22 protein-coding genes are annotated in these 25,131 nt (G+C 70.6%); 2 read left to right on the top strand and 20 right to left on the bottom strand.

Features of this window, described 5'->3' with window-relative positions; genetic code table 11:
- Positions 1–39 precede the first annotated feature (39 nt).
- The 4 genes from ACTWQI_RS09835 to ACTWQI_RS09820 all read right to left on the bottom strand — a co-directional run bounded on the left by ACTWQI_RS09835 (position 40) and on the right by ACTWQI_RS09820 (position 3,042).
- The gene (locus ACTWQI_RS09835) at positions 40–543 is read right to left on the bottom strand and encodes a GNAT family N-acetyltransferase (RefSeq protein WP_443269395.1); all 504 of its coding nucleotides are present in this window, start codon (positions 541–543) and stop codon (positions 40–42) included.
- Positions 540–1,481: an RluA family pseudouridine synthase gene (locus ACTWQI_RS09830; RefSeq protein WP_443269394.1), complete on the bottom strand. Its 942-nt coding sequence runs from the start codon at positions 1,479–1,481 to the stop codon at positions 540–542. Before ACTWQI_RS09830 ends, ACTWQI_RS09835 begins: the two co-directional genes overlap by 4 nt.
- 101 nt (positions 1,482–1,582) lie before the next feature.
- On the bottom strand, positions 1,583–2,161 hold the full coding sequence (locus tag ACTWQI_RS09825) for a signal peptidase II (RefSeq protein WP_443269393.1): 579 nt from the start codon (positions 2,159–2,161) through the stop codon (positions 1,583–1,585).
- Between the two features lie 104 nt (positions 2,162–2,265).
- Positions 2,266–3,042 carry a TraR/DksA family transcriptional regulator gene (locus ACTWQI_RS09820; RefSeq protein WP_443269392.1) on the bottom strand — a complete coding sequence of 259 codons (777 nt, stop codon included), beginning with the start codon at positions 3,040–3,042 and terminating at the stop codon, positions 2,266–2,268.
- Here ACTWQI_RS09820 and ACTWQI_RS09815 point away from each other — a divergent pair.
- Positions 3,026–3,454 carry a hypothetical protein gene (locus ACTWQI_RS09815; RefSeq protein ID WP_443269391.1) on the top strand — a complete coding sequence of 143 codons (429 nt, stop codon included), beginning with the start codon at positions 3,026–3,028 and terminating at the stop codon, positions 3,452–3,454. The two genes, ACTWQI_RS09820 and ACTWQI_RS09815, sit on opposite strands and share 17 nt — an antisense overlap.
- Before the next feature lie 488 nt (positions 3,455–3,942).
- Complete coding sequence (gene ileS / locus ACTWQI_RS09810) at positions 3,943–7,083, top strand: isoleucine--tRNA ligase (protein WP_443269390.1); 3,141 nt, start codon at positions 3,943–3,945, stop codon at positions 7,081–7,083.
- An 81-nt stretch (positions 7,084–7,164) separates the two neighbouring features.
- Here the strand turns inward: ileS and ACTWQI_RS09805 are convergent, their stop codons facing one another.
- The 16 genes from ACTWQI_RS09805 to rsmH all read right to left on the bottom strand — a co-directional run bounded on the left by ACTWQI_RS09805 (position 7,165) and on the right by rsmH (position 24,990).
- Entirely contained in the window at positions 7,165–8,229 is a 1,065-nt protein-coding gene (locus tag ACTWQI_RS09805) for a DivIVA domain-containing protein (protein ID WP_443269389.1), read from the bottom strand.
- Positions 8,230–8,276: 47 nt separating this feature from the next.
- On the bottom strand, positions 8,277–8,561 hold the full coding sequence (locus ACTWQI_RS09800) for a YggT family protein (RefSeq protein ID WP_443269388.1): 285 nt from the start codon (positions 8,559–8,561) through the stop codon (positions 8,277–8,279).
- A 64-nt stretch (positions 8,562–8,625) separates the two neighbouring features.
- On the bottom strand, positions 8,626–9,246 hold the full coding sequence (locus tag ACTWQI_RS09795) for a cell division protein SepF (protein ID WP_443269387.1): 621 nt from the start codon (positions 9,244–9,246) through the stop codon (positions 8,626–8,628).
- A gap of 124 nt (positions 9,247–9,370) precedes the next feature.
- Positions 9,371–10,090, bottom strand: coding sequence for a YggS family pyridoxal phosphate-dependent enzyme (locus tag ACTWQI_RS09790; protein WP_443269386.1), 720 nt, complete (start codon positions 10,088–10,090; stop codon positions 9,371–9,373).
- Positions 10,083–10,844 carry a peptidoglycan editing factor PgeF gene (pgeF, locus tag ACTWQI_RS09785; RefSeq protein ID WP_443269385.1) on the bottom strand — a complete coding sequence of 254 codons (762 nt, stop codon included), beginning with the start codon at positions 10,842–10,844 and terminating at the stop codon, positions 10,083–10,085. Before pgeF ends, ACTWQI_RS09790 begins: the two co-directional genes overlap by 8 nt.
- Positions 10,845–10,854: 10 nt before the next feature.
- Positions 10,855–12,075 carry a cell division protein FtsZ gene (gene ftsZ, locus ACTWQI_RS09780; protein WP_443269384.1) on the bottom strand — a complete coding sequence of 407 codons (1,221 nt, stop codon included), beginning with the start codon at positions 12,073–12,075 and terminating at the stop codon, positions 10,855–10,857.
- A 270-nt stretch (positions 12,076–12,345) separates the two neighbouring features.
- Positions 12,346–13,212, bottom strand: a complete 867-nt coding sequence (locus ACTWQI_RS09775; RefSeq protein WP_443269383.1) for a cell division protein FtsQ/DivIB — start codon at positions 13,210–13,212, stop codon at positions 12,346–12,348.
- Between the two features lie 118 nt (positions 13,213–13,330).
- Positions 13,331–14,425: an undecaprenyldiphospho-muramoylpentapeptide beta-N-acetylglucosaminyltransferase gene (murG, locus tag ACTWQI_RS09770; RefSeq protein WP_443269382.1), complete on the bottom strand. Its 1,095-nt coding sequence runs from the start codon at positions 14,423–14,425 to the stop codon at positions 13,331–13,333.
- A gap of 6 nt (positions 14,426–14,431) precedes the next feature.
- Positions 14,432–15,772 carry a putative lipid II flippase FtsW gene (gene ftsW, locus ACTWQI_RS09765; protein ID WP_443269381.1) on the bottom strand — a complete coding sequence of 447 codons (1,341 nt, stop codon included), beginning with the start codon at positions 15,770–15,772 and terminating at the stop codon, positions 14,432–14,434.
- A 56-nt stretch (positions 15,773–15,828) separates the two neighbouring features.
- Positions 15,829–17,247, bottom strand: a complete 1,419-nt coding sequence (gene murD / locus ACTWQI_RS09760; protein ID WP_443269380.1) for a UDP-N-acetylmuramoyl-L-alanine--D-glutamate ligase — start codon at positions 17,245–17,247, stop codon at positions 15,829–15,831.
- A complete protein-coding gene (mraY, locus tag ACTWQI_RS09755; RefSeq protein WP_443269379.1) occupies positions 17,244–18,314 on the bottom strand; it encodes a phospho-N-acetylmuramoyl-pentapeptide-transferase in 1,071 nt (356 codons plus the stop codon). The genes murD and mraY overlap by 4 nt, the downstream gene beginning before the upstream one ends.
- Positions 18,311–19,741, bottom strand: coding sequence for a UDP-N-acetylmuramoyl-tripeptide--D-alanyl-D-alanine ligase (locus ACTWQI_RS09750; protein WP_443269378.1), 1,431 nt, complete (start codon positions 19,739–19,741; stop codon positions 18,311–18,313). Before ACTWQI_RS09750 ends, mraY begins: the two co-directional genes overlap by 4 nt.
- A 62-nt stretch (positions 19,742–19,803) precedes the next feature.
- Positions 19,804–21,654 carry a UDP-N-acetylmuramoyl-L-alanyl-D-glutamate--2,6-diaminopimelate ligase gene (locus ACTWQI_RS09745; protein ID WP_443269377.1) on the bottom strand — a complete coding sequence of 617 codons (1,851 nt, stop codon included), beginning with the start codon at positions 21,652–21,654 and terminating at the stop codon, positions 19,804–19,806.
- Positions 21,655–21,666: 12 nt separating this feature from the next.
- Positions 21,667–23,601, bottom strand: coding sequence for a peptidoglycan D,D-transpeptidase FtsI family protein (locus tag ACTWQI_RS09740; protein WP_443269376.1), 1,935 nt, complete (start codon positions 23,599–23,601; stop codon positions 21,667–21,669).
- 67 nt (positions 23,602–23,668) lie between these two features.
- Entirely contained in the window at positions 23,669–24,040 is a 372-nt protein-coding gene (locus tag ACTWQI_RS09735; RefSeq protein ID WP_443269375.1) for a septum formation initiator family protein, read from the bottom strand.
- A complete protein-coding gene (gene rsmH / locus ACTWQI_RS09730; RefSeq protein WP_443269374.1) occupies positions 24,037–24,990 on the bottom strand; it encodes a 16S rRNA (cytosine(1402)-N(4))-methyltransferase RsmH in 954 nt (317 codons plus the stop codon). Before rsmH ends, ACTWQI_RS09735 begins: the two co-directional genes overlap by 4 nt.
- Between the last annotated feature and the right edge of the window lie 141 nt (positions 24,991–25,131).

Raw genomic sequence — 25,131 nt, 5'->3', positions numbered from 1 at the left:
ACGGTCCCGGCGGACTCGCCCGGTGCCGCCCAGCGCGCGTCAGAGCCGCTTCGTCATGGCGCGGTGGGGGATGCCGCCGCCCGCGTCGAACTCCGGTCCGTGTGCGGCATAGCCGAGCTTCTCGTAGAAGGCCAGCGCATGGGTCTGTGCCTCGAGGTAGACCTGGGAGAGTCCGCGCCGCCGCGCCTCCGCCTCCACGGCCCGTACGAGCGCCGCTCCGAGCCCCGTGCCGCGTGCGGAGCCCCGGACCGCGAGCCGCCCGAGCACGGCGGTGGTGGCGCCGTCGACGCCCTGCGCACGGTACTTCCGGCTCGCCACCGAGCCGTACAGGAAGCGGACGGTGCCCAGCGGGCCGTCTGGGCCCTCGGCGAGGAGGTGGACGGCGTGCGCGTCGTAGGCGTCCATCTCCAGCTGCTCCGGCACGCCCTGCTCGACGACGAAGACGTCACGGCGTACGACGCGGCAGCCCCCGAGGCGCTCCTCGCCCTCGTCCCCGTCCACGACGCGGATCCCGTCCGGCGCCGCCGCATCGACCGCGGTCATGCGCTCTCTGCCCGCACGATGTCCAGCGCGCGCTGCAGATCGTCCGGGTAGGCGCTCCGGAACTCCACCCAGCTGCCGTCCGCGGGGTGCTCGAAGCCGAGCTGGACCGCGTGCAGCCACTGCCGGGTCAGCCTCAGCCGACGGGCCAGCGTGGGGTCCGCGCCGTAGGTGAGGTCGCCGACACAGGGGTGGCGGTGAGCGGCCATGTGGACCCGGATCTGATGGGTACGGCCGGTCTCGAGCCTGATGTCGAGCAGGCTGGCCGCGCGGAACGCCTCGATGAGGTCGTAGTGCGTGACGCTCGGCTTGCCGTCGGCGGTCACGGCCCACTTGTAGTCGTGCTGGGGATGGCGGCCGATGGGGGCCTCGATGGTGCCGCTCAGCGGGTCGGGGTGCCCCTGGACGAGGGCGTGGTAGCGCTTGTCGACCACGCGCTCGCGGAACTGGTGCTTGAGGACGCTGTACGCGCGCTCGGACTTCGCCACCACCATCAGGCCGGAGGTGCCCACGTCGAGCCGGTGCACGATGCCCTGCCGCTCGGCGGCACCCGAGGTCGAGATGCGGTAGCCGGCCGCGGCGAGACCGCCGATGACTGTCGTGCCGGACCAGCCGGGGCTCGGGTGGGCGGCGACGCCCACCGGCTTCATGATCACGACGATGTCGTCGTCGTCGTGCACGATCTCCATGCCCTCGACGGGCTCGGCGACGACCTGCACGGGCGGCGCGGCCTGCGGCATCTCCACCTCGAGCCAGGCGCCGCCGGTCACCCGGTCGGACTTGCCCGCGACACTGCCGTCGACCTGGACCTTCCCGGCCGTGGCCAGCTCGGCGGCCTTGGTCCGGGAGAAGCCGAACATCCGGGCGATCGCGGCGTCGACGCGCTCGCCCTCCAGGCCGTCGGGTACGGGCAAGGTGCGGATCTCGGGAATCGTGCTCACCCGTTGAGTATGCCGGACCGCGGACGCAGACTCGTACGTCAGTCCTCTTTCCACCCCGGCCCGTTCCTTCGGCTCCGCAGCACGCGGCCCGCCCCCGGCCGTCAGTCCTTGTGCACCGTGCCGTCCGGGTCTAGGCCGCGGAAAGACAGGATCACGATCAGGATCCCGCCGCAGACGATCGCCGAGTCGGCCAGATTGAAGACCGCGAAGCCCTTCGGGGCGATGAAGTCGACCACCGCGCCCTGGAAGAGACCGGGCGAGCGGAAGATCCGGTCGGTGAGGTTGCCGAACGCTCCGCCGAGCAGCAGGCCGAGGGCGATGGCCCAGGGCACGCTGTAGAGCTTGCGGGCGATCCTCGCGATCACCACGATCACCGTCGCCGCGATGAACGTGAAGACGATGGTCAGCGCCTCCCCGATACCGAACGCGGCGCCCGCGTTCCGCACCGCCTCGAATCTCAGCCACTCACCGAGGATCTCGACCGGAGCCTGATGCTCGAGCCGCGCCACGACGATCATCTTGCTGATCAGGTCCAGGGCATAGGCGAACGCGGCGACGGCGATCAGCACCGCGATCCGTCGCTTGCCCTGGGCCGCGGGCTCCTCGGCCTGCTCCGGCCCCGGCTCCGCCTGCGCCTGATCGAAACCTGGAGTACCGATGGTCCGCTCCGCCTCTGCCACGTGAGTCCCTCAGCATCTGTCCGCGGGCCGGGCCCGCCTGACTGAACTGAGGACGAGCGTACGGCACACGGGTGCGGGCAGGAGGGGGGCCGGAGCCCACTCCGTCAGAAGTGGCGCTCCTGCCGCTGCTTGCAGTCGACGCAGAGCGTGGCCCGCGGAAAGGCCTGCATCCGCGCCTTGCCGATCGGCCTGCTGCAGGACTCACAGAGCCCGTACGTGCCGGCATCGATCCGCCCCAGCGCCCGCTCGGTCTGCGCGAGCATCTCTCGGGCGTTCGCGGCGAGCGCCAGTTCGTGCTCGCGGGTGATGTTCTTGGCGCCGGTGTCCGCCTGGTCGTCACCCGCTCCGTCACCCGACTCGCGCATCAGACCGGTGATCGCCACTTCGGCGGAGTCGATCTCGGTACGCAGCCGCAGGGCGTCCTGCTGCAGCTCGGCCCGGGCGGCGCCGATCTCTTCAGCGGACCAGGGCTCCTCACCAGGGCGTACGGCGAGCTCACCCGGCTCGGCGACCCCGGCGCTGACCGTCGGTACGGTGGCGGCGGCGGGGATCTGCTCAGCCGCGGGCGCCTCGCGCGGGGTCTTCTTCGCCACCACAGTGCCGGCTCGCGTCTTCCGCGCGGCCCTGCCGGGAGCGGACGGTGCCGCCTTGGCCGCCTTCTTCGCGGGTGCGGCCTTCGGCGCCGCAGCCTTCTTCGCCGGGGCCTGGGCTGCCTTGGTCTTCGCGGCCGCGGTCGTGCGAGCGGGGGCCTTCGCCCCCGAGGCCTTCGTCACCGACGGCTTCTCGGCCGGGGCCTTCTTGGGCGGAGCCTTCTTCGCAGCGGACTTCTTGGCCGGCGCCTTCTGCGCGGCCGACTTCTTGGGGGTGGCCTTCTCGGCCACAGCCTTCTTCGCCGACACCTTTTTGACCTGGGCTTTCTTTGCCGGAGCCGTGGGGACCGCCGCCTTCTTGGCGACGCTCTTCTTCGCCGGCGCCTTCGCCGGTGCTTTCTTCGCCGGTGCTCGCTTCGCAGGTGCTTTCTTCGCCGCCTTGGCCGTCTTCGCGACCGCCTTCGTCGACGTTTTCTTCTTCGCTGTCTTGGCCTTCGCCGGTGGTTTCGTGGTCGCTGCGCCTGAGGACCTGGCTGATGCCGTCCTCTTCACGGCGGTCTTCTTCGCCACCATGGCCGCGGCCCCTTCACATATGGTGACCTTGCACGCGCATCGTGCCTGGGACGATAAATCGACACGAAGCGCACGGCAACGGGGCGAACCCCTCGGAGGCCCCGGGGATCGCTCCACAGAGCCATCGTGACCGTCCTGCCGCGGTGGCAGGGCAGGTCTGCCTGCGTTGTGCCCCGCCTCCCGCTCGGTAATCCGCCGACGGGGCCCGGACCGGCCATTTGGGTCATGTCCACGTCGCCGGCCGTTACCGCAACCCGGTCCCGTCCCCCGGGCACCGCGAAACCGGTCGGCCCCGGCCCTCGAAGCCCCGTACACTGGGCCCAGCGAAAGGCATGGAAGGGGATGAGTAGCGCCGTACGCAGCCATGGACCGTCCGACACCGGACGGCCGAGCGATCCGGGGACGGTGCGAGCCCGGAGGCGAGCGCGACGTGAAGATCACCCCGGAGCCGCCGGAAGAAAGCTCCTGTGAGCCAGTAGACCCGGCATCGCGACCCCAATGAGGGGGCGGTGAGGTCACTCATCGCCAAGGAGGGTGGTACCGCGGGAGCGCTTGAGCTCTCGTCCCTCCGACGGACTGCATGTCTCACAACGTAGGTGTCCGCCGGAGGAAGATCCGATGACGCAGTACCGCCAGGTGCCCGCCCAGGTCGACCTGCCCGCCCTCGAGCACGCCGTGCTCGACTTCTGGCGCGAGAGCAAGGTCTTCACCCGCAGCCTCGCCCAGTCCGAGGGGCGGCCCGAGTGGGTCTTCTACGAGGGCCCGCCGACCGCCAACGGCATGCCGGGCGCCCACCACATCGAGGCGCGCGTCTTCAAGGACGTGTTCCCGCGCTTCAGGACCATGCAGGGCTACCACGTCGGCCGCAAGGCCGGCTGGGACTGCCACGGCCTGCCGGTCGAGCTCGCCGTGGAGAAGGAGCTCGGCTTCTCCGGCAAGCAGGACATCGAGGCGTACGGCATCGCCGCCTTCAACGCCAAGTGCCGCGAGTCGGTGACCCGGCACACCGACGCCTTCGCCGAGCTGACCACGCGCATGGGCTACTGGGTCGACCTGGACGACGCCTACTGGACCATGGACCCGGAGTACATCGAATCGGTGTGGTGGTCCCTGAAGGAGATCTTCACCAAGGGCCTGCTGGTGCAGGACCACCGCGTCGCCCCCTGGTGCCCGCGCTGCGGCACCGGCCTGTCCGACCACGAGCTGGCGCAGGGCTACGAGACGGTCGTCGATCCGTCCGTCTTCGTCCGCTTCCCGCTGACCTCCGGCCCACTGGCCGGCGAGGCCGCGCTCCTGGTGTGGACGACGACCCCGTGGACGCTGGTCTCCAATACCGCGGTCGCCGCCCACCCCGACGTGACGTATGTGGTCGCGACAAACGGCGAGGAGAAGCTGGTCGTCGCCGAGCCGCTGCTGGAGAAGGCGCTCGGCGAGGACTGGACCCGTACCGGACAGACCTTCAGCGGCGCGGAGATGGAGCGCTGGACGTACGACCGCCCCTTCTCCCTCGTCGAGATCGAGGGCGCCCACTTCGTCGTCACCGCAGAGTATGTGACCACCGACGACGGTACGGGTCTGGTCCACCAGTCCCCCGCCTTCGGTGAGGACGACCTGAAGGTCTGCCGCGCGTACGGTCTCCCGGTGGTGAACCCGGTCCGCCCGGACGGCACCTTCGAGGAGGACGTGCCGCTCGTCGGCGGGAAGTTCTTCAAGAAGGCCGACGAGGCGCTGGTGAAGGACCTCGGCAAGCGCGGCCTGCTCTTCCGGCACGTGCCGTACGAGCACAGCTATCCGCACTGCTGGCGCTGCCACACCGCGCTGCTCTACTACGCGCAGCCGTCCTGGTACATCCGCACCACCGCGATCAAGGACGCGCTGCTGCGCGAGAACGAGCGCACCAACTGGTACCCGGAGGCGGTCAAGACCGGCCGCTACGGCGACTGGCTCAACAACAACATCGACTGGGCGCTGTCCCGGAACCGCTACTGGGGCACCCCGCTGCCGATCTGGCGCTGCGAGGAGGGCCACCTCACCTGTGTCGGCTCCCTCACCGAGCTGTCCGACCTCACCGGCACCGATCAGACGGGCCTCGACCCGCACCGCCCGTTCATCGACGAGATCACCTTCGACTGCACCGCCGAGGGCTGCTCGCTGGAGGCGACCCGCGTGCCGGAGGTCATCGACGCCTGGTACGACTCGGGTTCGATGCCCTTCGCGCAGTGGGGCTACCCGTACCGCAACAAGGACCTCTTCGAGAAGCGCTACCCGGCGCAGTTCATCTGCGAGGCCATCGACCAGACCCGCGGCTGGTTCTACACGCTGATGGCGGTCGGCACCCTGGTCTTCGACCAGTCCAGCTACGAGAACGTGGTCTGCCTCGGGCACATCCTGGCCGAGGACGGCCGGAAGATGTCCAAGCACCTGGGCAACATCCTCCAGCCGATCCCGCTCATGGACCAGCACGGCGCCGACGCGGTCCGCTGGTTCATGGCCGCCGGCGGCTCGCCCTGGTCGGCGCGGCGCGTGGGACACGGCACCATCCAGGAGGTCGTCCGCAAGACGCTCCTGACGTACTGGAACACCGTGGCCTTCCAGGCCCTGTACGCCCGGACGTCCGGCTGGGCACCGAGCGCGTCCGACCCGGCCCCGGCCGAGCGGCCGCTGCTCGACCGCTGGCTGCTCAGCGAGCTGAACGCGATGACCGATCAGGTCACCCAGGCCATGGAGGGGTACGACACCCAGCGGGCCGGCAAGCTGCTGTCGTCCTTCGTGGACGACCTGTCCAATTGGTACGTGCGCCGCTCGCGCCGCCGCTTCTGGCAGGGCGACGCGGCCGCACTCCGCACCCTGCACGAGTCGATCGAGACGGTGACGCGGCTGATGGCGCCGATTGTGCCGTTCATCACGGAGCGGGTGTGGCAGGACCTGGTCGTCCCGGTCACCCCGGACGCCCCGGAGTCGATCCATCTCGCCACGTGGCCGGTGCCGGACACCGCGCTCATCGACCCGGCGCTCTCCCCGCAGATGGTGCTGGTGCGGCGATTGGTGGAACTGGGGCGGGCGACGCGTGCCGAGTCGGGTGTGAAGACCCGCCAGCCGCTGTCCCGCGCGCTGGTCGCGGCGGCCGGATTTGAGTCCCTGGACGAGGAGTTGCGCGGTCAGATCGCCGAGGAGCTGAACGTCAGCGAGCTGGCGTCCCTCTCCGAGGTCGGCGGCTCCCTGGTCGACACCACGGCGAAGGCCAACTTCCGCGCCCTGGGCAAGCGCTTCGGCAAGGGCACTCAGCCGGTCGCCAAGGCGATCGCCAAGGCGGATGCCGCTGCCTTGTCGGTGGCCCTTCGCGAGGGCACGGCGTCGGTGGAGGTGAGCGGTGAGACGGTCTCCCTCTCCCCGGAGGAGGTCATCATCACCGAAACCCCGCGCGAGGGCTGGTCGGTGGCCTCGGATGCGGGCGCGACCGTGGCCCTCGACCTGGAGATCACTCCGGAGCTGCGCCGCGCCGGTCTGGCCCGCGATGCGATCCGGCTGATCCAGGAGGCCCGCAAGAACAGCGGCCTGGACGTGGCCGACCGGATCGCCCTGCGCTGGCAGTCGACGGACGAGGAGGTCCGTACGGCTCTCACCGACCACGCCGCCCTGATCGCCGACGAGGTCCTGGCGACGGACTTCGTATCCGGTGAGGCGGACGCCTCGTACGGCGACCCCTTCGACGACGAGGGCCTCTCCCTCACCTTCCGCCTCCGCAAGACCGAGGCATGATCAAGGGCCGGTCCCCGGAACGTGTTCCGGGGACCGGCCCTTGATCTGCCGACGACTACGCGCGCAGGGCGCGTGCGGCCGTCAGTTGTCGTCCTCGTCGATCAGGAAGCCCCGCATCGGGGACGGAGCCTGCTGCATCGGCGGACCCTGCGGCCGCACCGGCGCCATCGGCTGCGTCATCGCGGGCGACATCTGCTGCTGGCCGCCGTACGACGGGCCACCGCCACCCGGGCCGTGACCACCGTGACCCCCATGGCCGCCCATGGTCTGGTTGCCGCCCATCGTGTGGCCCATCGGACCCGCTCCCGCGCCCGCCATAGACGGGGACGGCGGCAGGGACGGGGCCGCCGGCGTACGCGACGGGGCCAGCGAGTCGTCGGCCTGGTTCTCCAGCTGGCGCAGCTGACTCTCCAGGTACGACTTCAGACGCGTCCGGTACTCGCGCTCGAAGCCGCGCAGGTCCTCGACCTTGCGCTCCAGCGTGGCGCGGGCGGACTCGAGCGAGCCCATCGCGACGCGGTGCTTCTCTTGAGCGTCCCGCTCCAGCGCATCGGCCTTGGAGCGGGCGTCCCGCTCCAGGCCCTCGGCGCGGCTGCGGGCCTCCCCGACGATCTTGTTGGCCTCCGAGCGGGCCTCCGCGATCGCCTGGTCGGCGGTCTGCTGCGCGAGCGAGAGCACGCGGGCGGCGCTGTCGCCACCCGGGCCCTGGCCCGGCATCTGAGGTCCGCCGGGGCCCATCGGGCCGCCCATCGGACCACCCATGGGGCCGCCCTGCCCCATGTGACCGGGACCGTGCGGACCGTGACCACCGGGACCGGCAGGCAGCTGGGGTGCGCCACCGGGCAGCTGGGGCGGGCCCATCTGCTGCTGGGGCGGCACCGGCTGCGGTCCGGATATGGCAGCGGGCACAGGCCCGGGCCGGTCCTGCTGCTCCGGCGGCTTGCGCATACCCTGCTGCTGGTTCTGCGCGGCGGCACGGGTCGCTGCGGCCAGCTTGGCGCGCAGGTCCTCGTTCTCCCGCAGCAGACGGGTCAGTTCGGCTTCGACCTCATCGAGGAAGGCATCGACCTCGTCCTCGTCATAGCCTTCTCGGAGGCGGACGGTCGTGAACTGCTTGTTCCGAACGTCCTCGGGGGTCAACGGCATCTCTTCACCTCAACGTAGTCGTCGGCATATCGGCAAGACCGTATCGTTCACACCGACCTCACGACGGTGATCAGGATCCAGACGATGATCATCAATACGAAGAAGGACAGGTCGAGCGCCACGCCCCCGAGACGCAGCGGCGGAATGAACCGCCGCAGAAGCTTGAGCGGCGGATCAGTGACAGTGTAGGTGCCCTCCAGGAGGACCACCATCGCCTTGCCGGGTTGCCACGAGCGGGCGAACTGGAAGACGTAGTCCATGATCAGCCGGAAGATGAGCACGATCAGGAAGCAGTACAGCGCGATGTAGATCACCTGGCGTGCGATGTCCATCTCGCGGTTGCCTCTCCCCTACTCGTGTCAGGCCTGGCGGCCACAGTGTGACCAGTGTTGCGTCTCAGCTTTGGTTAAAGAACCCGCCCTCTGCGATGCGGGCCTTGTCCTCCGCCGTTACATCGACGTTAGCAGGAGACAAGAGGAACACCTTCTGCGTCACTCGTTCAATGCTTCCGTGCAGACCGAAGACCAAACCGGCGGCGAAGTCGACAAGTCGCTTCGCGTCCGTGTCGTCCATCTCCGTCAGATTCATGATCACCGGAGTGCCCTCACGGAAGTGTTCCCCGATGGTACGGGCTTCGTTGTAGGTCCGAGGGTGCAGCGTCGTGATGCGGTACGGCTCCCGCTCGGACACGACTTTGGGCATGATCACCGGCGCGTTCTTCTCCAGATTCTGACGTTCAGGTGTGATGGATGCCACGGGGGCGATTCGGGCAGGTCGCCCATTTTCAGCACCCAGAGCGGCGGGCTCGCGCGAGATAGGGGACTGAACCACTCGAACCGGTTCATCCACTGGGTCACGATCCGACTGGTGTGACTGATGTGACTGGTGCGGCCGCCGGGCCCGTTCGGGCTCGGGCTCCGGCTCGAACTCGTCGTCGGGGTCGAAGCCCCGGCCGTCGTACCCATCGTCCTCCACGAGGCCGAGGTAGACCGCCATCTTGCGCATCGCGCCGGCCATTCTCTGCGTCCTCCGCTCTGTGGTGGATCGGCTCCGTCATCGGTCGCCCTGAATCCACTCGGCCTGCCCGCCTTTCGGCGGAAATGACCATATTTTCTGCTGTGGTCCGACTTGCTTCGCGACGTTACCGGAGCCGGGGTCTGACTCCGAGTACCGCAGTGCCGACGCGCACATGTGTCGCTCCCGCCGCCACCGCGTCCTCGAGGTCCGAGCTCATCCCTGCCGACACCATGTTCGCAGCAGGATGGTCCGCGCGCAGGCTTGATGAGATTTCCATCAAACGCTCGAATGCGGCCCGTTGGCGCCCTGCGTACGGGCCGGCGAGCGGTGCGACGGTCATCAGCCCGCGCAACCGCAGCCCTTCGGCCCCGGTGATCGCATCCGCGAGGGCCGGGACCCCGTCCGGTGCCACCCCGCCACGGCCCGAGACCTCTCCCGTCTCGGCGTCCAGCGCGACTTGGATGAGACAGTCCACCTCCCGGCCGGAGCGCACGGCCGCGGACGAGAGCGCCGCGACGAGCCTGGACCGATCGACGGACTGCACTATATCCGCGTAACTCACCACAGATCGGGCCTTATTCGTCTGGAGCTGTCCGACGAAGTGCCAGCTGAGCGGGAGACCGGCGCACTCGGCGGCCTTGGGTGCGGCGTCCTGGTCGCGGTTCTCGGCGACATGCCGCACTCCGAGCTCGGCGAGCAGCCGGCTGTCACTGGCCGGATAGGTCTTGGTGACCACGATCAGGGTCACCTCCTCCCGCTTCCGGCCCGCGGCGGCGCAGGCGTCGGAGATACGTTCCTCCACGCCCGCCAGATTCTCCGCCAGTTGAGCCCTGCGGTCAGCCACGGTCCGGCCTCCCGCCGACCCGCGGGGCCTCGAGCCAGACGTATCCGGCGAGGCGGCCGGTCGACCGGTCGCGGCGGTATGAAAAGTGATCCGCCGATTCCCGGGTGCAGATGTGAGACTTCTCGCACATATGCACTCCACATCGGGCAAGTTCGGCATGCACTCCGGCAGTGACGTCCACCGCCGGGGTGTTCCAGCGCGTGGTCGACCACGCCTCCGGGACCGCACGCGCCACCTCCGCCCGCATCTCCTCCGGCACCTCGTAACAGCTGCCGCAGACCGCGGGTCCGGTGACGGCGGTGATCCGCGACGCCTCGGCGCCGAGCGCCAGCATCGTTTCGACGGCGGCCGGTACGACTCCGGCGACCAGCCCCGGACGTCCGGCATGCACGGCGGCGGCGACACCCGCGGCCGGGTCGGCCAGCAGGACCGGCGTGCAGTCGGCGGTGAGGACGGCGAGGGCGAGACCCCGCCGGGTCGTGACCACCGCGTCCACGGACGGAATGTGGTCCGCCCTCCACGGGCCGTCGACCACGGCCACGTCCCGGCCGTGCACCTGGTTCATCCAGACGACCTGGGCCGGATCGAGTCCCAGCGACTTCGCGGCGAGTTCCCGGTTGGTCCGCACGGCGCCGGGGTCGTCGCCGACCGCACCGCCAAGGTTGAGCTCTTCGTACGGAGCGGCGCTCACCCCGCCCCACCGGTCGGTGAAAGCGAAGTGCGCGCCGCTCGCTTCGTGCTGCTGCCCTATCACGTCGGGCCGGTTACTTCAGGAAGTCGGGGACGTCCAGCTCCTCGGCCTGGCTGTCCTGGTACGGACGGGCCGAGGGCACCTGGGGCGGGGAGACCGGGGAGACGTCGCCGACCGGGGCCGCCTCCGGGCGCTCCAGGTCTTCCTCCCGCTCGGAGGCCGGGGCGACGGTGCCCAGTCCGCCGAAGGAGGGGCGGCCGGTCTCGGCTGCGGAAGGGGTGCGGCCGTAGGGCTCGTCACGGGCGCCGGACGAACCGAGCACCTTGTCGCGGTTCTTCGACGGCGGCTGTCCGCCGTCGAAACCGGCCGCGATGACGGTGACCCGCACCTCGTCGCCGAGCGCGTCGTCGATCACCGCACCGAAGATGATGTTCGCCTCGGGGTGTGCGGCCTCGCTCACCAACTGGGCGGCCTCATTGATCTCGAAGAGACCGAGGTCCGAGCCGCCGGAGATGGAGAGGAGCACGCCCCGGGCACCGTCGATGGACGCCTCGAGCAGCGGCGAGGAGATGGCCATCTCGGCCGCCGCGACCGCGCGGTCGTCGCCACGCGCCGAGCCGATGCCCATGAGCGCCGATCCGGCTTCGGACATCACGGACTTGACGTCGGCGAAGTCGAGGTTGATCAGGCCCGGGGTGGTGATGAGGTCGGTGATGCCCTGGACACCGGACAGCAGCACCTGGTCCGCCGACTTGAACGCATCGAGCACGCTCACCTGCCGGTCGGAGATGGACAGCAGCCGGTCGTTGGGGATCACGATGAGGGTGTCGACCTCGTCGCGCAGCGCGGCGATCCCGTCCTCGGCCTGGTTCGCACGGCGCCGGCCCTCGAAGGTGAACGGCCGGGTGACCACGCCGATCGTGAGTGCGCCCAGCGAGCGCGCGATGTTGGCCACCACCGGTGCGCCACCGGTGCCGGTTCCGCCCCCTTCGCCCGCGGTGACGAAGACCATGTCCGCACCCTTGAGGACCTCTTCGATCTCCTCGCGGTGGTCCTCGGCGGCCTTCCGGCCGACGTCGGGGTTGGCGCCGGCGCCCAGACCGCGGGTGAGCTCCCGGCCGACGTCGAGCTTGACGTCGGCGTCGCTCATCAGCAGGGCTTGTGCATCGGTGTTGATTGCGATGAACTCGACGCCCTTGAGACCGACCTCGATCATCCGGTTGATGGCGTTGACGCCACCGCCGCCGATACCGACGACCTTGATGACTGCGAGGTAGTTCTGCGGTGCTGCCACGTCGAAGGCCTCTCGCCTCGAGTTACGTGTCCGCATACCAGGTGTGCGGTACGCGGACTGATGCCGATTGGGACGGTCACGCCGACCCGAACCCTAAAGGTGAAGTTTAGGGTTACCAGTGTTGTCTGCCCTATGGAGTCTTCGAACGAGACACTAAGTCGACAAGTGCTGCGCGTTCAACGAACACGCCGAACCCTCCCGTTTTTCTTTTCACCCTATGTGATCACACATTCCCCGGCCAACCAGGGTGCTGGCCTGGCGCGTCGTGCGTCAACTCCCCGTCAACGCAGGGGCGCTGGGAGCACTCACATCGAAGTGGTCGGCGTCCCGCTCGGTTTTCATCAGTGCGAGGAGTGTCCGCGCCTTCGCGCCGCCCCGCTCACTGCTCCCCCACATCACCGTCCGACCACCTGTCAGGTCGAGCGTGATGGAGTCGTACGAACGCACCCGGACGACCAGGGTGTCCTGGCGAATCACCGAAGGGAGGCCCGCGGAGACGCGTACTCCCTCCCGCTCCAGCCGGGCCGCTCCGAATCGCCGCATGCTCGGCGACTGGTCGGCGTCCAATTCCAGGATCGGAACGCCCCGGTGGGCCCTGTCCAGCGTCGCGAACCGCACTCCGTGCGCGTCCACTTCGATGAACTTTCCGCCCTTTTTGAGCAGCACTTCCGGTTTTCTCTCGGTCACTTTCAGACCGATCTCGTTCGGCCAGACCCGTACCACTTCCGCGGTGGCGACCCTCGGCAGTTTCTCTCGGACCCGGGCGGCGACGACCTCCGTGTCGACGGAAATGAGCGGGGCATTCCGCGGCACCCCCGCCGCTTCGACGACCTGGCGGGGCGTGAGAACCCGGGTGCCACTCGCGTGCACCTTTTCCACCCGCGCCCATGCCGATCCATAGAGGACATAGACGCCGGCCGCACCCAGCAACGCGACGGCCAGCAGTACGAAGATCACAGTGCGACGGCTTGGGCGCCTGAGCCGAGGAGGGCTGAACCGCACCGAACGGAGCCGACGGAGAAAGCCGCGCCCGCGCCGGACGGGCCGGGGCCGACCGGAGTCGGGCTCACCCTGCCGATAAGGGGAGCCGGGGGACAGCTTCTCCGCACCGCGCCGAGCGGTCGTGGGTTCGGCCACGCTCCCTACTCTCCTTCCGGCCGGGTCCGGCCCTCCGCGGTGGGGGCCCGGCCACCCCCATCCGGCGACCGCACGGGGAGAGGCCGGGGGCACCCCGGGCCCCCCGGCCGGCTCAGCCCTACGCCTGGTGGCGCGCGGCGATCGCCTCGTACACCATGCCGACCAGCAGTTCGTCGGCGTCCCGGCGCCCGAACTCCGCGGCGGCGCGGGACATCTCGTACAGCCGGTGCGGATCGGCGAGCACCGGAAGCACATGGCCCCGCACCCACTCGGGGGTCAAGTCGGCGTCGTCGACCAGCAGGCCACCGCCCGCCTTGACCACCGGTTGGGCGTTGAGCCGCTGCTCGCCGTTACCGATCGGCAGCGGAACGTACGCGGCCGGGAGGCCGACCGCGGACAGCTCGGCGACGGTCATCGCGCCCGCACGGCAGAGCATCATGTCGGCCGCGGCGTACGCGAGGTCCATCCGATCCACGTACGGTACCGGGATATACGGGGGCATGCCCGGCATGTTGTCCACTTCGGGCAATTCATTCTTGGGGCCGACCACGTGGAGGACCTGCACGCCGGAGCGCTGCAACAGGGGGGCGACGGCCTGGACGACCTCGTTCAGCCGGCGGGCGCCCTGCGAGCCGCCGGAGACCAGCAGGGTCGGGAGGTTGGGGTCGAGCCCGAAGGCGGCGCGGGCCTCCTGGCGGACCGCGGCCCGGTCGAGGGTCGCGATGGAGCGGCGCAGCGGGATGCCGACGTAGCGGGCGTTGCGGAGCTTGCTGTCCGGGGTGCTCACGGCCACGTACTTGGCGTAACGGGAACCGATCTTGTTGGCGAGGCCGGGGCGGGCGTTGGCCTCATGGACGATGATCGGCACACCGAGCCGCTTGGCAGCCAGATAGGCGGGCAGCGCGACATAGCCTCCGAAGCCGACCACGCAGTCGGCCTTGGTGCGCTCCAGGATCTGCTCCGTGGCCTTGATGGTGCCGCGCAGCCGGCCGGGGACAGTGATCAGCTCCGGTGTGGGCTTGCGCGGCAGCGGTACGGCCGGGATCAGCCCCAGTTCGTAGCCCCGCTCGGGTACGAGCCGGGTCTCGAGGCCACGCTCCGTCCCGAGGGCCGTGATCCCCACGGTCGGGTCCTGCCTGCGCAGGGCGTCCGCGAGGGCGAGCGCGGGCTCGATGTGGCCGGCGGTCCCCCCACCGGCGAGTACGACATGCACCGAAATTCACCGCTCTCCGGACGGCCGCCTCCCAGCGAGCCGTCGCATCGTCTTCCTTCTCACCCCAGCCAGCTTCTTCCACAAAGCAGGCTGCCGCATGGCCAGGGCCGCCCGGGCAGCGGGCTCGGCTCGCGCGAAGGCGATCAGCAGCCCGATGGCGAACATGGTCGGCAGCAGGGCGGAGCCTCCGTAGGAGAACAGCGGGAGGGGGACGCCGGCGATCGGCAGCAGACCGAGCACCGCACCGATGTTGATCACGGCCTGGGCCGTGATCCACGTGGTCACACCTCCCGCTGCGTACCTCACGAAGGGGTCCTCCGTGCGTCCGGACACGCGGATACCCGCATAGCCTAGAGCCGCGAAGAGGGCGAGGACCGACAGCGTCCCCGCGAGGCCGAGTTCCTCCCCGGTCACGGCGAAGATGAAGTCGGTATGCGGTTCCGGCAGTTCACCCCATTTTTCCACGCTCGCTCCGAGCCCCGAGCCGAACCATCCGCCGTTGGCAAGGGCATAGATCCCGTGCACCGCCTGCCAGCACTGGTCGTCCGGCCCCGGTTCGGTGGCACCGAGGCAGCCGAGCCTGGCCATCCGGGTGGGGCTGATCCTGATCAGCAACAGACCGAGCAGGGCGGCGAAGCCCAGCACACCCGCGAAGAGCCGGGTGGGGGCGCCGGCCAGCCAGAGCAGCCCGAAGAGGATCGCCGTGAGGATGATCGCGGTGCCCATGTCGCCGCCGAGCATGATCAGCCCGAGCAGTATGAAGGCCGCCGGCACCAGCGGGACGAGCAGATGTTTCCACTGGGTCAGGAGTCGCTTGTCCTGCTTGCGCGCCAGCAGGTCGGCGCCCCACAGGACGAGCGCGAGCTTGCCGAACTCGCTGGGCTGGAGCTGGAACGGGCCGCCGAGCTGGAGCCAGTTGGTGTTCCCGTTGACCGTGTGCCCTATCCCGGGCACCTGCACGAGGGCCATCAGAAAGACGGAGACAGCGAGCAGCGGGTAGGCGAGCATCCGGTGGGCCCGGATGGACAGCCGGGAGGCGAGCAGCAGCAGGCCCGTGCCGAGGACCGCCGCGACGAGCTGCTTGCGGAAGTAGTACGTGGGAGCCAGGCCCGACTGGAGAGCCTGGATCATCGACGCCGAGTACACCATCACCAGACCGAGCACGGTGAGCAGCAGGCTGCCGCCGAGGATCAGGTAGTACGCGGTCAGCGGCCGGTCCCAGGCGCGCCGGGCGCGGGTGTGCAGCCGGCTCAGGGCGTTCGCCGGGCTCCGGCGCTGAGGTTGCTGGCCGGGGGCACCGCGGCCCTTGGGGCGCAGCGCCGCCGGTCTCGCCGTCCGGGCCGTCATGTCCCTCCTGTGGTGTGGTGCGGCCGGATCGCTGCATCGCCACGGGGACGGTCCGGCTACTGCTCCTGTCCCCCGGCGGCCTCGAGGTCTCGTACGGCTTCCGCGAAAGCGTCGCCGCGCTTGCCGTAGTTGACGAACATGTCCATCGAGGCGCAGGCCGGGGCCAGCAGGACGGTGTCTCCCGGCTGCGCGAGCCGCGTCGCCTCCCGCACCGCCGCGGCCATCGCCTCAGTGTCGGTCCGGTCGAGGTCCACGACCGGGACATCCGGGGCGTGTCGCGCGAGCGCTTCGCGGATCAGGGCCCGGTCGGCTCCGATGAGCACGGCGCCGCGGAGCCGCTCGGCCGACTTCTGGACGAGGTCGTCGAAGGTGGCGCCCTTGGCGAGGCCGCCGGCGATCCACACGATGTGCTCGTAGGAGGCGAGGGAGGCTTCGGTGGCGTGGGTGTTGGTGGCCTTGGAGTCGTCGACGTAGCTGATCCCGTCGACGTCCGCGACATGCGCGATGCGGTGTGCGTCGGGGCGGAAGGCGCGCAGCCCGTCGCGTACCGCCTTCGGCTCGACGCCGAAGGCGCGGGCGAGGGCCGCCGCGGCGAGGGCGTTGGCGATGTTGTGCGGCGCCGGAGGGTTCACGTCGGAGACCTCGGCGAGCTCCTGGGCGTTCTGATACCGGTTATGGACGAACGCCCGGTCGACGAGGATGCCCTCGACGACGCCGAGTTGGGAGGGGCCGGGGGTGCCGAGGGTGAAGCCGATGGCCCGGCAGCCCTCCTCGACGTCGGCCGCGCGCACCAGTTCCTCGGTGGCGGGGTCGGCGACGTTGTAGACGCAGGCGACCTGGTTGCCGTGGTAGATCCGGCCCTTGTCCGCGGCGTACGCCTGCATCGAGCCGTGCCAGTCGAGGTGGTCGGGCGCGAGGTTGAGGACGGCGGCGGAGTGGGCTCGTACCGAGGGCGCCCAGTGCAGCTGGTAGCTGGAGAGCTCGACGGCGAGGACGTCGTACGGCTGCTCCGACAGCACGACGTCCAGCAGCGAGACGCCGATGTTGCCGACGGCGGCGGTCCGCAGTCCCGCGGCCTCCAGGATGGTGGCCAGCATCTGGACGGTGGTGGTCTTGCCGTTGGTGCCGGTGACCGCGAGCCAGGGGGCGGCCTCGGGGCCGCGCAGCTGCCAGGCCAGCTCGACGTCGCCCCAGACCGGAACGCCTGCCTCGGCAGCCGCCGCGAAGAGTGGCTTGTCGGGCTTCCACCCCGGCGTGGTGACGATCAGCTCGGTGCCCTTGGGCAGTGTCGCCCCGTCGCCGAGGCGCACCGTGATTCCCCGGGCCTCCAGCTCGGCCGCCTGCAGGCGTGCGCGCTCGTCGTCGCCGTCGTTGACGACGGTCACCTCGGCGCCGAGGTCCCGCAGCACCCGTGCGGCGGGGACCCCCGAGACGCCGAGGCCGGCGACGGTGACCCGCTTCCCTGTCCAGATCACTTGTCAGCTGCCCAGCCTGCGTAGAAGAGACCGAGACCCACGATCACACACATGCCCTGAATGATCCAGAATCTGACCACGACCAGCACTTCTGTCCAGCCTTTGAGCTCGAAGTGGTGCTGCAGGGGCGCCATCCGGAAGACCCGCTTCCCGGTGAGCCGGAAGGAGCCGACCTGGATCACCACGGACATGGTGATCAGGACGAAGAGGCCGCCGAGGAGCGCGAGCAGCAGCTCCGTACGGGAGCAGATCGCCAGGCCCGCGAGTGCGCCGCCGAGGGCCAGCGAACCGGTGTCGCCCATGAAGATCTTGGCGGGTGAGGTGTTCCACCACAGGAAGCCGAAGCAGGCGCCCATCAGACCGGAGGCGACGACGGCGAGGTCGAGCGGATCCCGGAGCTCGAAGCACGCCCCGGGGTTGGTCAGGGTCTGGGCGTTGGCGCAGGACTCCTGGTGCTGCCACACGCCGATGAAGGTGTACGCGCCGAAGACCATCACGGAGGCGCCGGTGGCGAGACCGTCGAGGCCGTCGGTGAGGTTCACCCCGTTCGACATCGCAAGGATCATGAACAGCGCCCAGATCGTGAAGACCACCGGGCCGAGGTACCAGCCGAAGTCCTGGGTGAAGGACAGCCTGTCGGAGGCCGGGGTCTGGCCGCGCGCGTCGGCGAAGTTGAGCGACAGGATCGCGAAGGCGGTGCCGACGATGAGCTGGCCGGCCATCTTCGCCTTGGCGCGCAGGCCCAGGCTCCGCTGCTTGACGATCTTGATGTAGTCGTCGAGGAAGCCGACCAGTCCCATCCCCGCCATCAGGAACAGCACCAGCACACCGGAGAAGGTCGGGTCCGAGCTGGTGATGACCTTCGTCAGAACGTACGCGATCAGCGTGGCGAGGATGAAGGCGATACCACCCATGGTCGGGGTGCCGCGCTTGCTGTGGTGGTCCCGCGGGCCGTCGTCGCGGATGTACTGCCCGTATCCCTTGCGCGCCAGCAGGCGGATCAGCAGCGGGGTGCCGACCAGGGTCAGGAAGAGCCCGATGACTCCGGAGAAGAGGATCTGCCTCATCGACCGGCGACCTCACCCTCGCCCGCGCCGTCCTGCAGCGCCTGCGCGACCCGCTCCAGGCCCACGGCCCTGGATGCCTTCACCAGCACGACGTCGCCCGGGCGCAGCTCGCTGCGCAATAGGTCGATCGCCGCCTCCGCGTCGGACACGTGCACCGACTCCTCACCCCACGAACCCTCGTTCTTGGCGCCCATGTCCAGCCAGGCCGCCTCCCGGCCACCGACCGCCACGAGCTTGCTGACGTTGAGCCGGACGGCGAGCCGTCCGACGGCGTCGTGCTCGGCGAGCGACTCGTCGCCGAGCTCGGCCATCAGGCCGAGGACCGCCCACGTACGACCCCCTTGTGCCCGCGTGGCTCGTCCCATCGCGACCAGTGCGCGCAGCGCGGCTCGCATGGAGTCGGGGTTCGCGTTGTAGGCGTCGTTGACGACCGTCACGCCGTCCGAGCGCTCGGTGACCTCCATCCGCCAGCGGGAGAGCTGACCCGCCTCGGAGAGCGCCTGGGCGATCTCGTGGGTGGGCATGCCCAACTCATGAGCGACGGCGGCCGCGGCGAGCGCGTTCGACACGTGGTGCTCACCGTACAGGCGCATGGTCACCGCGCTGCACCCGGAGGGCGTTCGAAGCGTGAAAGACGGCTGTCCGGCTTCGGTGAGATGAACGTCCTCGGCGCGGATGTCGGCGTCCTCGGCCTCGCCGAAGAGGACGGTGCGGGCCTTCGTACGGCCGGCCATGGCGCGTACGAGCGGGTCGTCGGCGTTGAGCACGGCCACGCCGCCCTCGTCCGCGGCGGGCAGCACCTCGGCCAACTCCCCCTTGGTCTCGGCGATCTGCTCGCGGCCGCCGAACTCGCCGATGTGCGCGGTGCCGACGTTGAGCACGACGCCGATCCGGGGCGGGGTGAGCCCGGCGAGGTAGCGGATGTGGCCGAGGCCGCGGGCGCCCATCTCCAGGACGAGGTGCCGGGTGCCGGCGTCGGCGCGCAGCGCGGTGAGCGGGAGGCCGATCTCGTTGTTCAGGGAGCCGGGCGGCCAGACGGTGGGCCCGATCCGCTCCAGCAGCTGGGCGATGAGGTCCTTGGTGCTGGTCTTGCCGGACGAGCCGGTGAGGGCGACGACGGTGCTGCCGAGGCGCTCCACGACGGCCCGGGCGAGGGCGCCGAGGGCGGCTTCGACATCGTCCACCACGATGGCGGGAACGCCGACGGGGCGGGCGGCCAGTACCGCTGCCGCACCCGCCTCGACGGCGCGCCGGGCGAAGTCATGGCCATCGACCCGCTCTCCGCGGAACGCGGCGAAGAGGCTGCCGGGCCGTACCTCGCGGGAGTCGATCACGACGGGTCCGGTGACCCGGAGGGCGGGGTCCGGTATGTCGTGCGGCTGCCCCGAGACGATGTCGGCGATCTCGGCGAGGGAGAGGGCGATCACCGGTCACCCCCGGCGGGGCGGCAGAGGTGCCTGGTGGAGGCGTATGCGCGCATGGCGGTCCGTCATTCCTGGTCGTTCCGGCGGTTCGCGGCCGGCGGGTGCTCTTCGCTGGTCTCCGGGTCCCCACTGGACTGATCAGCGGCTGACTCAGCGGCTCCGGCGCGATGGGCGCGTCGGCGTTCGATGGCCTCGCGCAACACCTGGCGGTCGTCGAAGGGTCGTACCACCCCGGCGATGTCCTGTCCCTGTTCATGGCCTTTGCCCGCAATGAGGACGGTATCGCCGGGCTCGGCGCGGGCGACGGCCGCGGCGATCGCGGCGGCCCGGTCCTCCTCGATGAGCACGGTGCCGCGCTCGTGCGTGGGCACCTCGGCGGCGCCGGCGAGCATCGCGGCGAGGATCGCGAGCGGGTCCTCGGAGCGGGGATTGTCGGAGGTCAGCACGGCGGTGTCGGTGAGGCGGGCGAGCGCGGCGCCCATCGGGCCGCGCTTGTGCGGGTCGCGGTCGCCACCGCAGCCGAGGACGGCGTGCAGCCTGCCCTCGGTGACCTTGCGCAAGGCGCGCAGCACGGACTCGACGGCGTCGGGCTTGTGGGCGTAGTCGACGACGGCGAGGTACGGCTGGCCCGCGTCCACCCGCTCCAGGCGGCCGGGCACGCCCGGGACGGCGGCGACGCCGTCGGCGGCGGTCTGCGGGTCGATCCCGGCGACGACCAGGGCGGTGATGGCGGCGAGGGCGTTGGCGACGTTGAACGGGCCGGGCAGCGGAGCCGCGGCGCGTACGGTCTCGCCGGCCGGGCCGACGGCGGTGAAGGTCGAGCCGAGCGGGCCGACCTCGACGTCCGCGGCACACCAGTCGGCGTCGGGGTGTCCCTCGGCGGAGAAGGTGGTGACGGGGACCTCGGACTCCTGGGCCAGGCGCTTGCCGTACTCGTCGTCGAGGTTGACGACCCCGGCGCGGCAGCGCAGCGAGGTGAACAGCTGCGACTTGGCCGCGAAGTAGTCCTCCATGTCCGGGTGGAAATCGAGGTGCTCGGGGCTGAGGTTGTTGAACACGGCGACGTCGAAGACCGTGCCGTCGACCCGGCCGAGGACCAGGGCGTGGCTGGAGACCTCCATGGCGACCGAGCGGACGCCGCGCTCACGCATCACCGCGAAGAGGGCCTGGAGGTCGGTGGCCTCTGGAGTGGTCCGCTCGCTCTTGATCCGTTCGTCGCCGATCCGCGACTCGACGGTGCCGATGAGGCCGGTGAGCGCCCTGGTTCTCCCCCGGGGCTCAGCGCCGCCGGGGCCCGGCTCCTCCGGCCCGGTGCCCTCCTCGACGGATGCCGCGCGCCGTTCCTCCGCTGCCCTGAGTCCTCCCTCGATGAGGTAGGCGGTGGTGGTCTTGCCCGAGGTGCCGGTGATGCCGATCTGCAGCAGGTCGCGGCCCGGGTCGCCGTAGATCGCGGCGGCCAGGGCTCCCATCCGGCCGCGCGGGTCGTCCACGACGAGGACCGGCAGGCCGGTGGCGGCGGCCCGGTCGGCGCCGGCGGGGTCGGTCAGGATCGCTGTGGCGCCGAGGTCGGCGGCCTGGGCGGCGAAGTCGGCGCCGTGGAAGCGGGCACCGGGCAGCGCCGCGTAGACATCGCCGGGGCGTACGGCGCGCGAGTCGTGGGTGATGCCGGTGACCGCGGCGTCCGCGGCCGCTTCCGGGGTCTTGATGCCGAGCTGATCCGCCAGCGCCGACAGGGGTGTCGGATGGACCCGGTCCGGTCGGGGCGCTCCCGGGTAGGTCACGGAGACATCCTGCGGGGTGCTTGGGGACTGATCAGCATGGGGCACGGCCGTGAGCGTACCCGGCTCACCGGGCACGCCGCGAAACAAGGGGGGAGCGGCGTTCCGGTTGCCGGGGGCGGGGGTGGTGGTCGTCACGGGTTCGCCTCACTAGAAGGTGACCGGAAGCCGGGCGGGCTTCTCGCCGGTCGGGGGTACCTGGAGGGTCTTCAGAGCGAACTCCATCACCTTCTTGTGCACCGGGCCGCAGACCTGGCCTCCGAAGTAGCTGCCTCGGGTCGGGTTCTGCACCGCGCAGTAGACGGTGATCCGCGGCTGGTCGGCGGGCGCGAAGCCGGCGAAGGAGGCAGTGTAGCCCTGGTAGCGGCCGGTGTCCGGATCCACCCGGTTGGAGGTGCCGGTCTTCCCCGCGACCCGGTAGCCGGGGATGCGGGCCTTCGTGCCCGTCCCCTCCTCGTCGTCGACGACCGACTCCAGCATGGCGGTGAGCGTCTTCGCGGTCCGCTCGCTGATGACGCGGGTCCTGGAGGGGGCGGGAGCCGGGACGAAGTGGCCGTCTGGTCCGCGAGTGCCGCGGACCAGTGTCGGCTCGACGCGCTCGCCGCCCGCCGCGATGGTCGAGTAGACGGAGGCCGCCTGGACGGCGTTGAGGGACAGGCCCTGGCCGAACGGGATCGTGTACTGCTGGGAGGCGCTCCACTCCGCGGACGGTGCCAGGATGCCCCGGGTCTCTCCGGGGAAGCCGAGGCCGGTCCGCTCCCCGATGCCGAACTTCCGCAGATAGGAGTGGAGGATCCGGTTGGTCTCCTGCTTGGTCTTCCCCAGCTGCTCGACGGCGAGGATCGTGCCGATGTTGCTGGACTTGGCGAGTACGCCGTTGAGGGTCAGTTGCAGGGTGGGGTGGTCGGCGTCGTCGGCGAAGAGCCGATCGGCGCGGTGCAGCCGGTTGGGGACGACGACATGGGTGCCGGGGGTTGCCACACCCTCCTCCAGTACGGCGGCCATGGACATCACCTTGCTGGTGCTGCCCGGCTCGTACGCGTCCTGGAGCGCGGCGTTGCCGAGCGTGGTGTCCGCCGCCGACGAGAGATCGCCCGGATCGAAGCCGGGGGCGTTGGCCATGGCCAGGATCTCGCCGGTTCGGGTGTCTTGCACGATGACGTAGCCGCGGTCGGCCGCGGACTCCTGCACCTGCTCGCTGATCGCCTTCTGGGCTGCCCACTGGATGTCGCGGTCGAGGGTGAGCTCGACGTCGGAGCCGGGCACCGCGGGATGCTCCTGCGTGCCGATGGTGGGCACCTGACGGCCGCCGGACTGGGCGTACGTGATCTTGCCGTCCTTGCCGGCGAGCCGCTTGTCGAGCTGGGCTTCGAGGCCTCCGCCGCCCTTGCCCGCGGCGTTGACGAAGCCGAGCACACCGGCGGCGAGGTCCTTGTTCGGGTAGACCCGTTTGCTGTGCGGCTCCTGGAAGACGCCGGCGAGGACGTTGGCGCCCCTGTCCTTCTCCGCCTTCTTGGCGAAGGCCCGCTTCAGATCGTTGATCTGGTTCCAGACCTGCGGGGACTGCTGGCGGGCCAGCTGCACGTAGCGGGTGTCCCGGCGGGAGAGCTTGTCGGCGAGCTCCGTCTCGCCCTTGCCCAGGATGGGCGCGAGAAGGGCGGCGGCCTGGCGGGGAGCGTCGGGCGTCTCGGTCTGCTGAGGGGTGAAGAGGAACGGGTCGGCGGTGATGTCGTACGCGTCCACGGTGGTGGCGAGGGCGATGCCGGACCGGTCGTTGATCGCGCCCCGCTCGGCCGCGAGCGTGTGGGTCACGTACCGGTGGAGGTCCCCCTTGGCCGCGTACGCGCTCGCGTCCACGGCCTGCACCTGAAGAAGCCGGACGACGAAGGCGATCAGCACCAGGGTGAGGCCGAGGCTGACGAGCCGGAGGCGCGGGCGGTGGGCGGCGAGGCGGATCTGGCCGGCGGCGCTGGGCGGGCGTCTGGGGCGCACCCCACCAGCTGCGCGCGAGCGCTGCGCGCCCGCGCGGGCCGTGGCAGGTCGAGGCACGCGCCCGTGGGGCGGCGGCTCCTGAGGCGGGGTCATGCGGCGGCCTCCGGGGAGGTGGGGCGGAGCGGCTCTGCGCGACGGCAGGGGCTATGCGGCGAGGGCCTCACGGCACCGACCCCGGCGATACGGGCGTCCCCCCGCGGACCGTACCGTGCGGGTCGAGGAACCTGGGGCTTCCGCCGGGCACCATCCCGAGCTCCCGAGCCCGCTGCTCCAGCGCGTCCGGTGCGGAGTACGCGTCGACTTCCTGCTGCAGCGTCTGCTGCTGGTCGGTCAGCTCGGTGGTCTGCTTCTTCAGCCTGCTCAGCTTGAACGACCCTTGGTTCAGCGCGGAGTTGAGCAGCAGCAGCGCGATGAGCCCACTGCCGAGAAGCAGCACGATCAGCAGCACGAAGGGGGTCCGCGCGGCTGTGGCCGACCGGGCCGGCACCAGCCGGGCCAGCCGGGCGGCCCTGCCGCGGACGGCCCGCCTCATGTGGCGTCCTCCCGGATGCGCTGCGCGCCGCGCAACCGGGCCGGGGCGGCGCGCCGGTTCTCGGCGATCTCTTCGTCCGTGGGCAACTCGGCGCCGCGGGTGAGCAGCTTCAACCGTGGCTGGTAGCGCTCCGGGACGACGGGCAGCCCGGGCGGCGCGGTGCTCGTCGCCCCTTCCGCGAAGATGTGCTTGACGAGCCGGTCCTCCAGCGAGTGGTAGGAGAGGACGACGATCCGCCCGCCGACGGCGAGCGCGGCGACGGCGGCGGGCACCGCCCGCTCCAGGACCGCCAGCTCCCCGTTGACTTCGATGCGCAGCGCCTGGAAGGTCCGTTTGGCGGGGTTGCCACCGGTGCGCTTGGCGGCCTGCGGGAGCGCCTCGCGGATCAGCTGGACCAGGCGGGCACTGGTGCTGAACGGTTCCTTCGCGCGCTCGCGGACGATCGCCTCCACGATCTTCTTGGCGAACTTCTCCTCGCCGTAAGTGCGCAGGATGCGCACGAGTTCACCAGGCGGGTACGTGTTGAGGACCTCGGCCGCGCTGACGCCGGTCGTCTGGTCCATCCGCATGTCCAGCGGGGCGTCCTGGGCGTACGCGAAACCGCGCTCGACCTCGTCCAGCTGCATCGACGAGACGCCGAGATCGAAGAGGACGCCCTGGACGCGCGGGACGCCCAGGCGCCCCAGGACGTCGGGCAGCTCGTCGTAGACGGCCTGGACCAGGGTCGCTCGATCGCCGTAGGGCGCCAGTCGCTCGGCCGCGTGCTTCAGCGCCATGGGGTCGCGGTCGAGTCCGATGAGGCGGGCGGCGGGGAAGGTGTTCAGGAGGGCTTCGCTGTGTCCGCCGAGGCCGAGCGTGCAGTCGACGACCACCGCACCGGGCTGGGCGAGAGCGGGGGCCAACAGGTCCAGGCACCGCTGGAGCATCACCGGGACGTGTCGCCCTTGCATCGGCGCCCTCTCAGGTCCGGCGCGCCGGACGCACGTACCACCTGGTCCCCGCCCGCTCTGAAGGGGAAGTGGCCTGCTGGCGCCGGGGAAGAGGCGTCAGCCGGCCGGGGAGCGGGAGGAGGCCGAAGCCGTACGTACGCG

This window comes from Streptomyces sp. KR80 (assembly GCF_052245555.1).
In the GTDB taxonomy this organism is placed as follows: Bacteria; Actinomycetota; Actinomycetes; order Streptomycetales; family Streptomycetaceae; genus Streptomyces.
The sequence above is the reverse complement of the archived record's forward strand: the minus strand, read 5'-3'. Positions and strand labels throughout refer to the sequence as shown.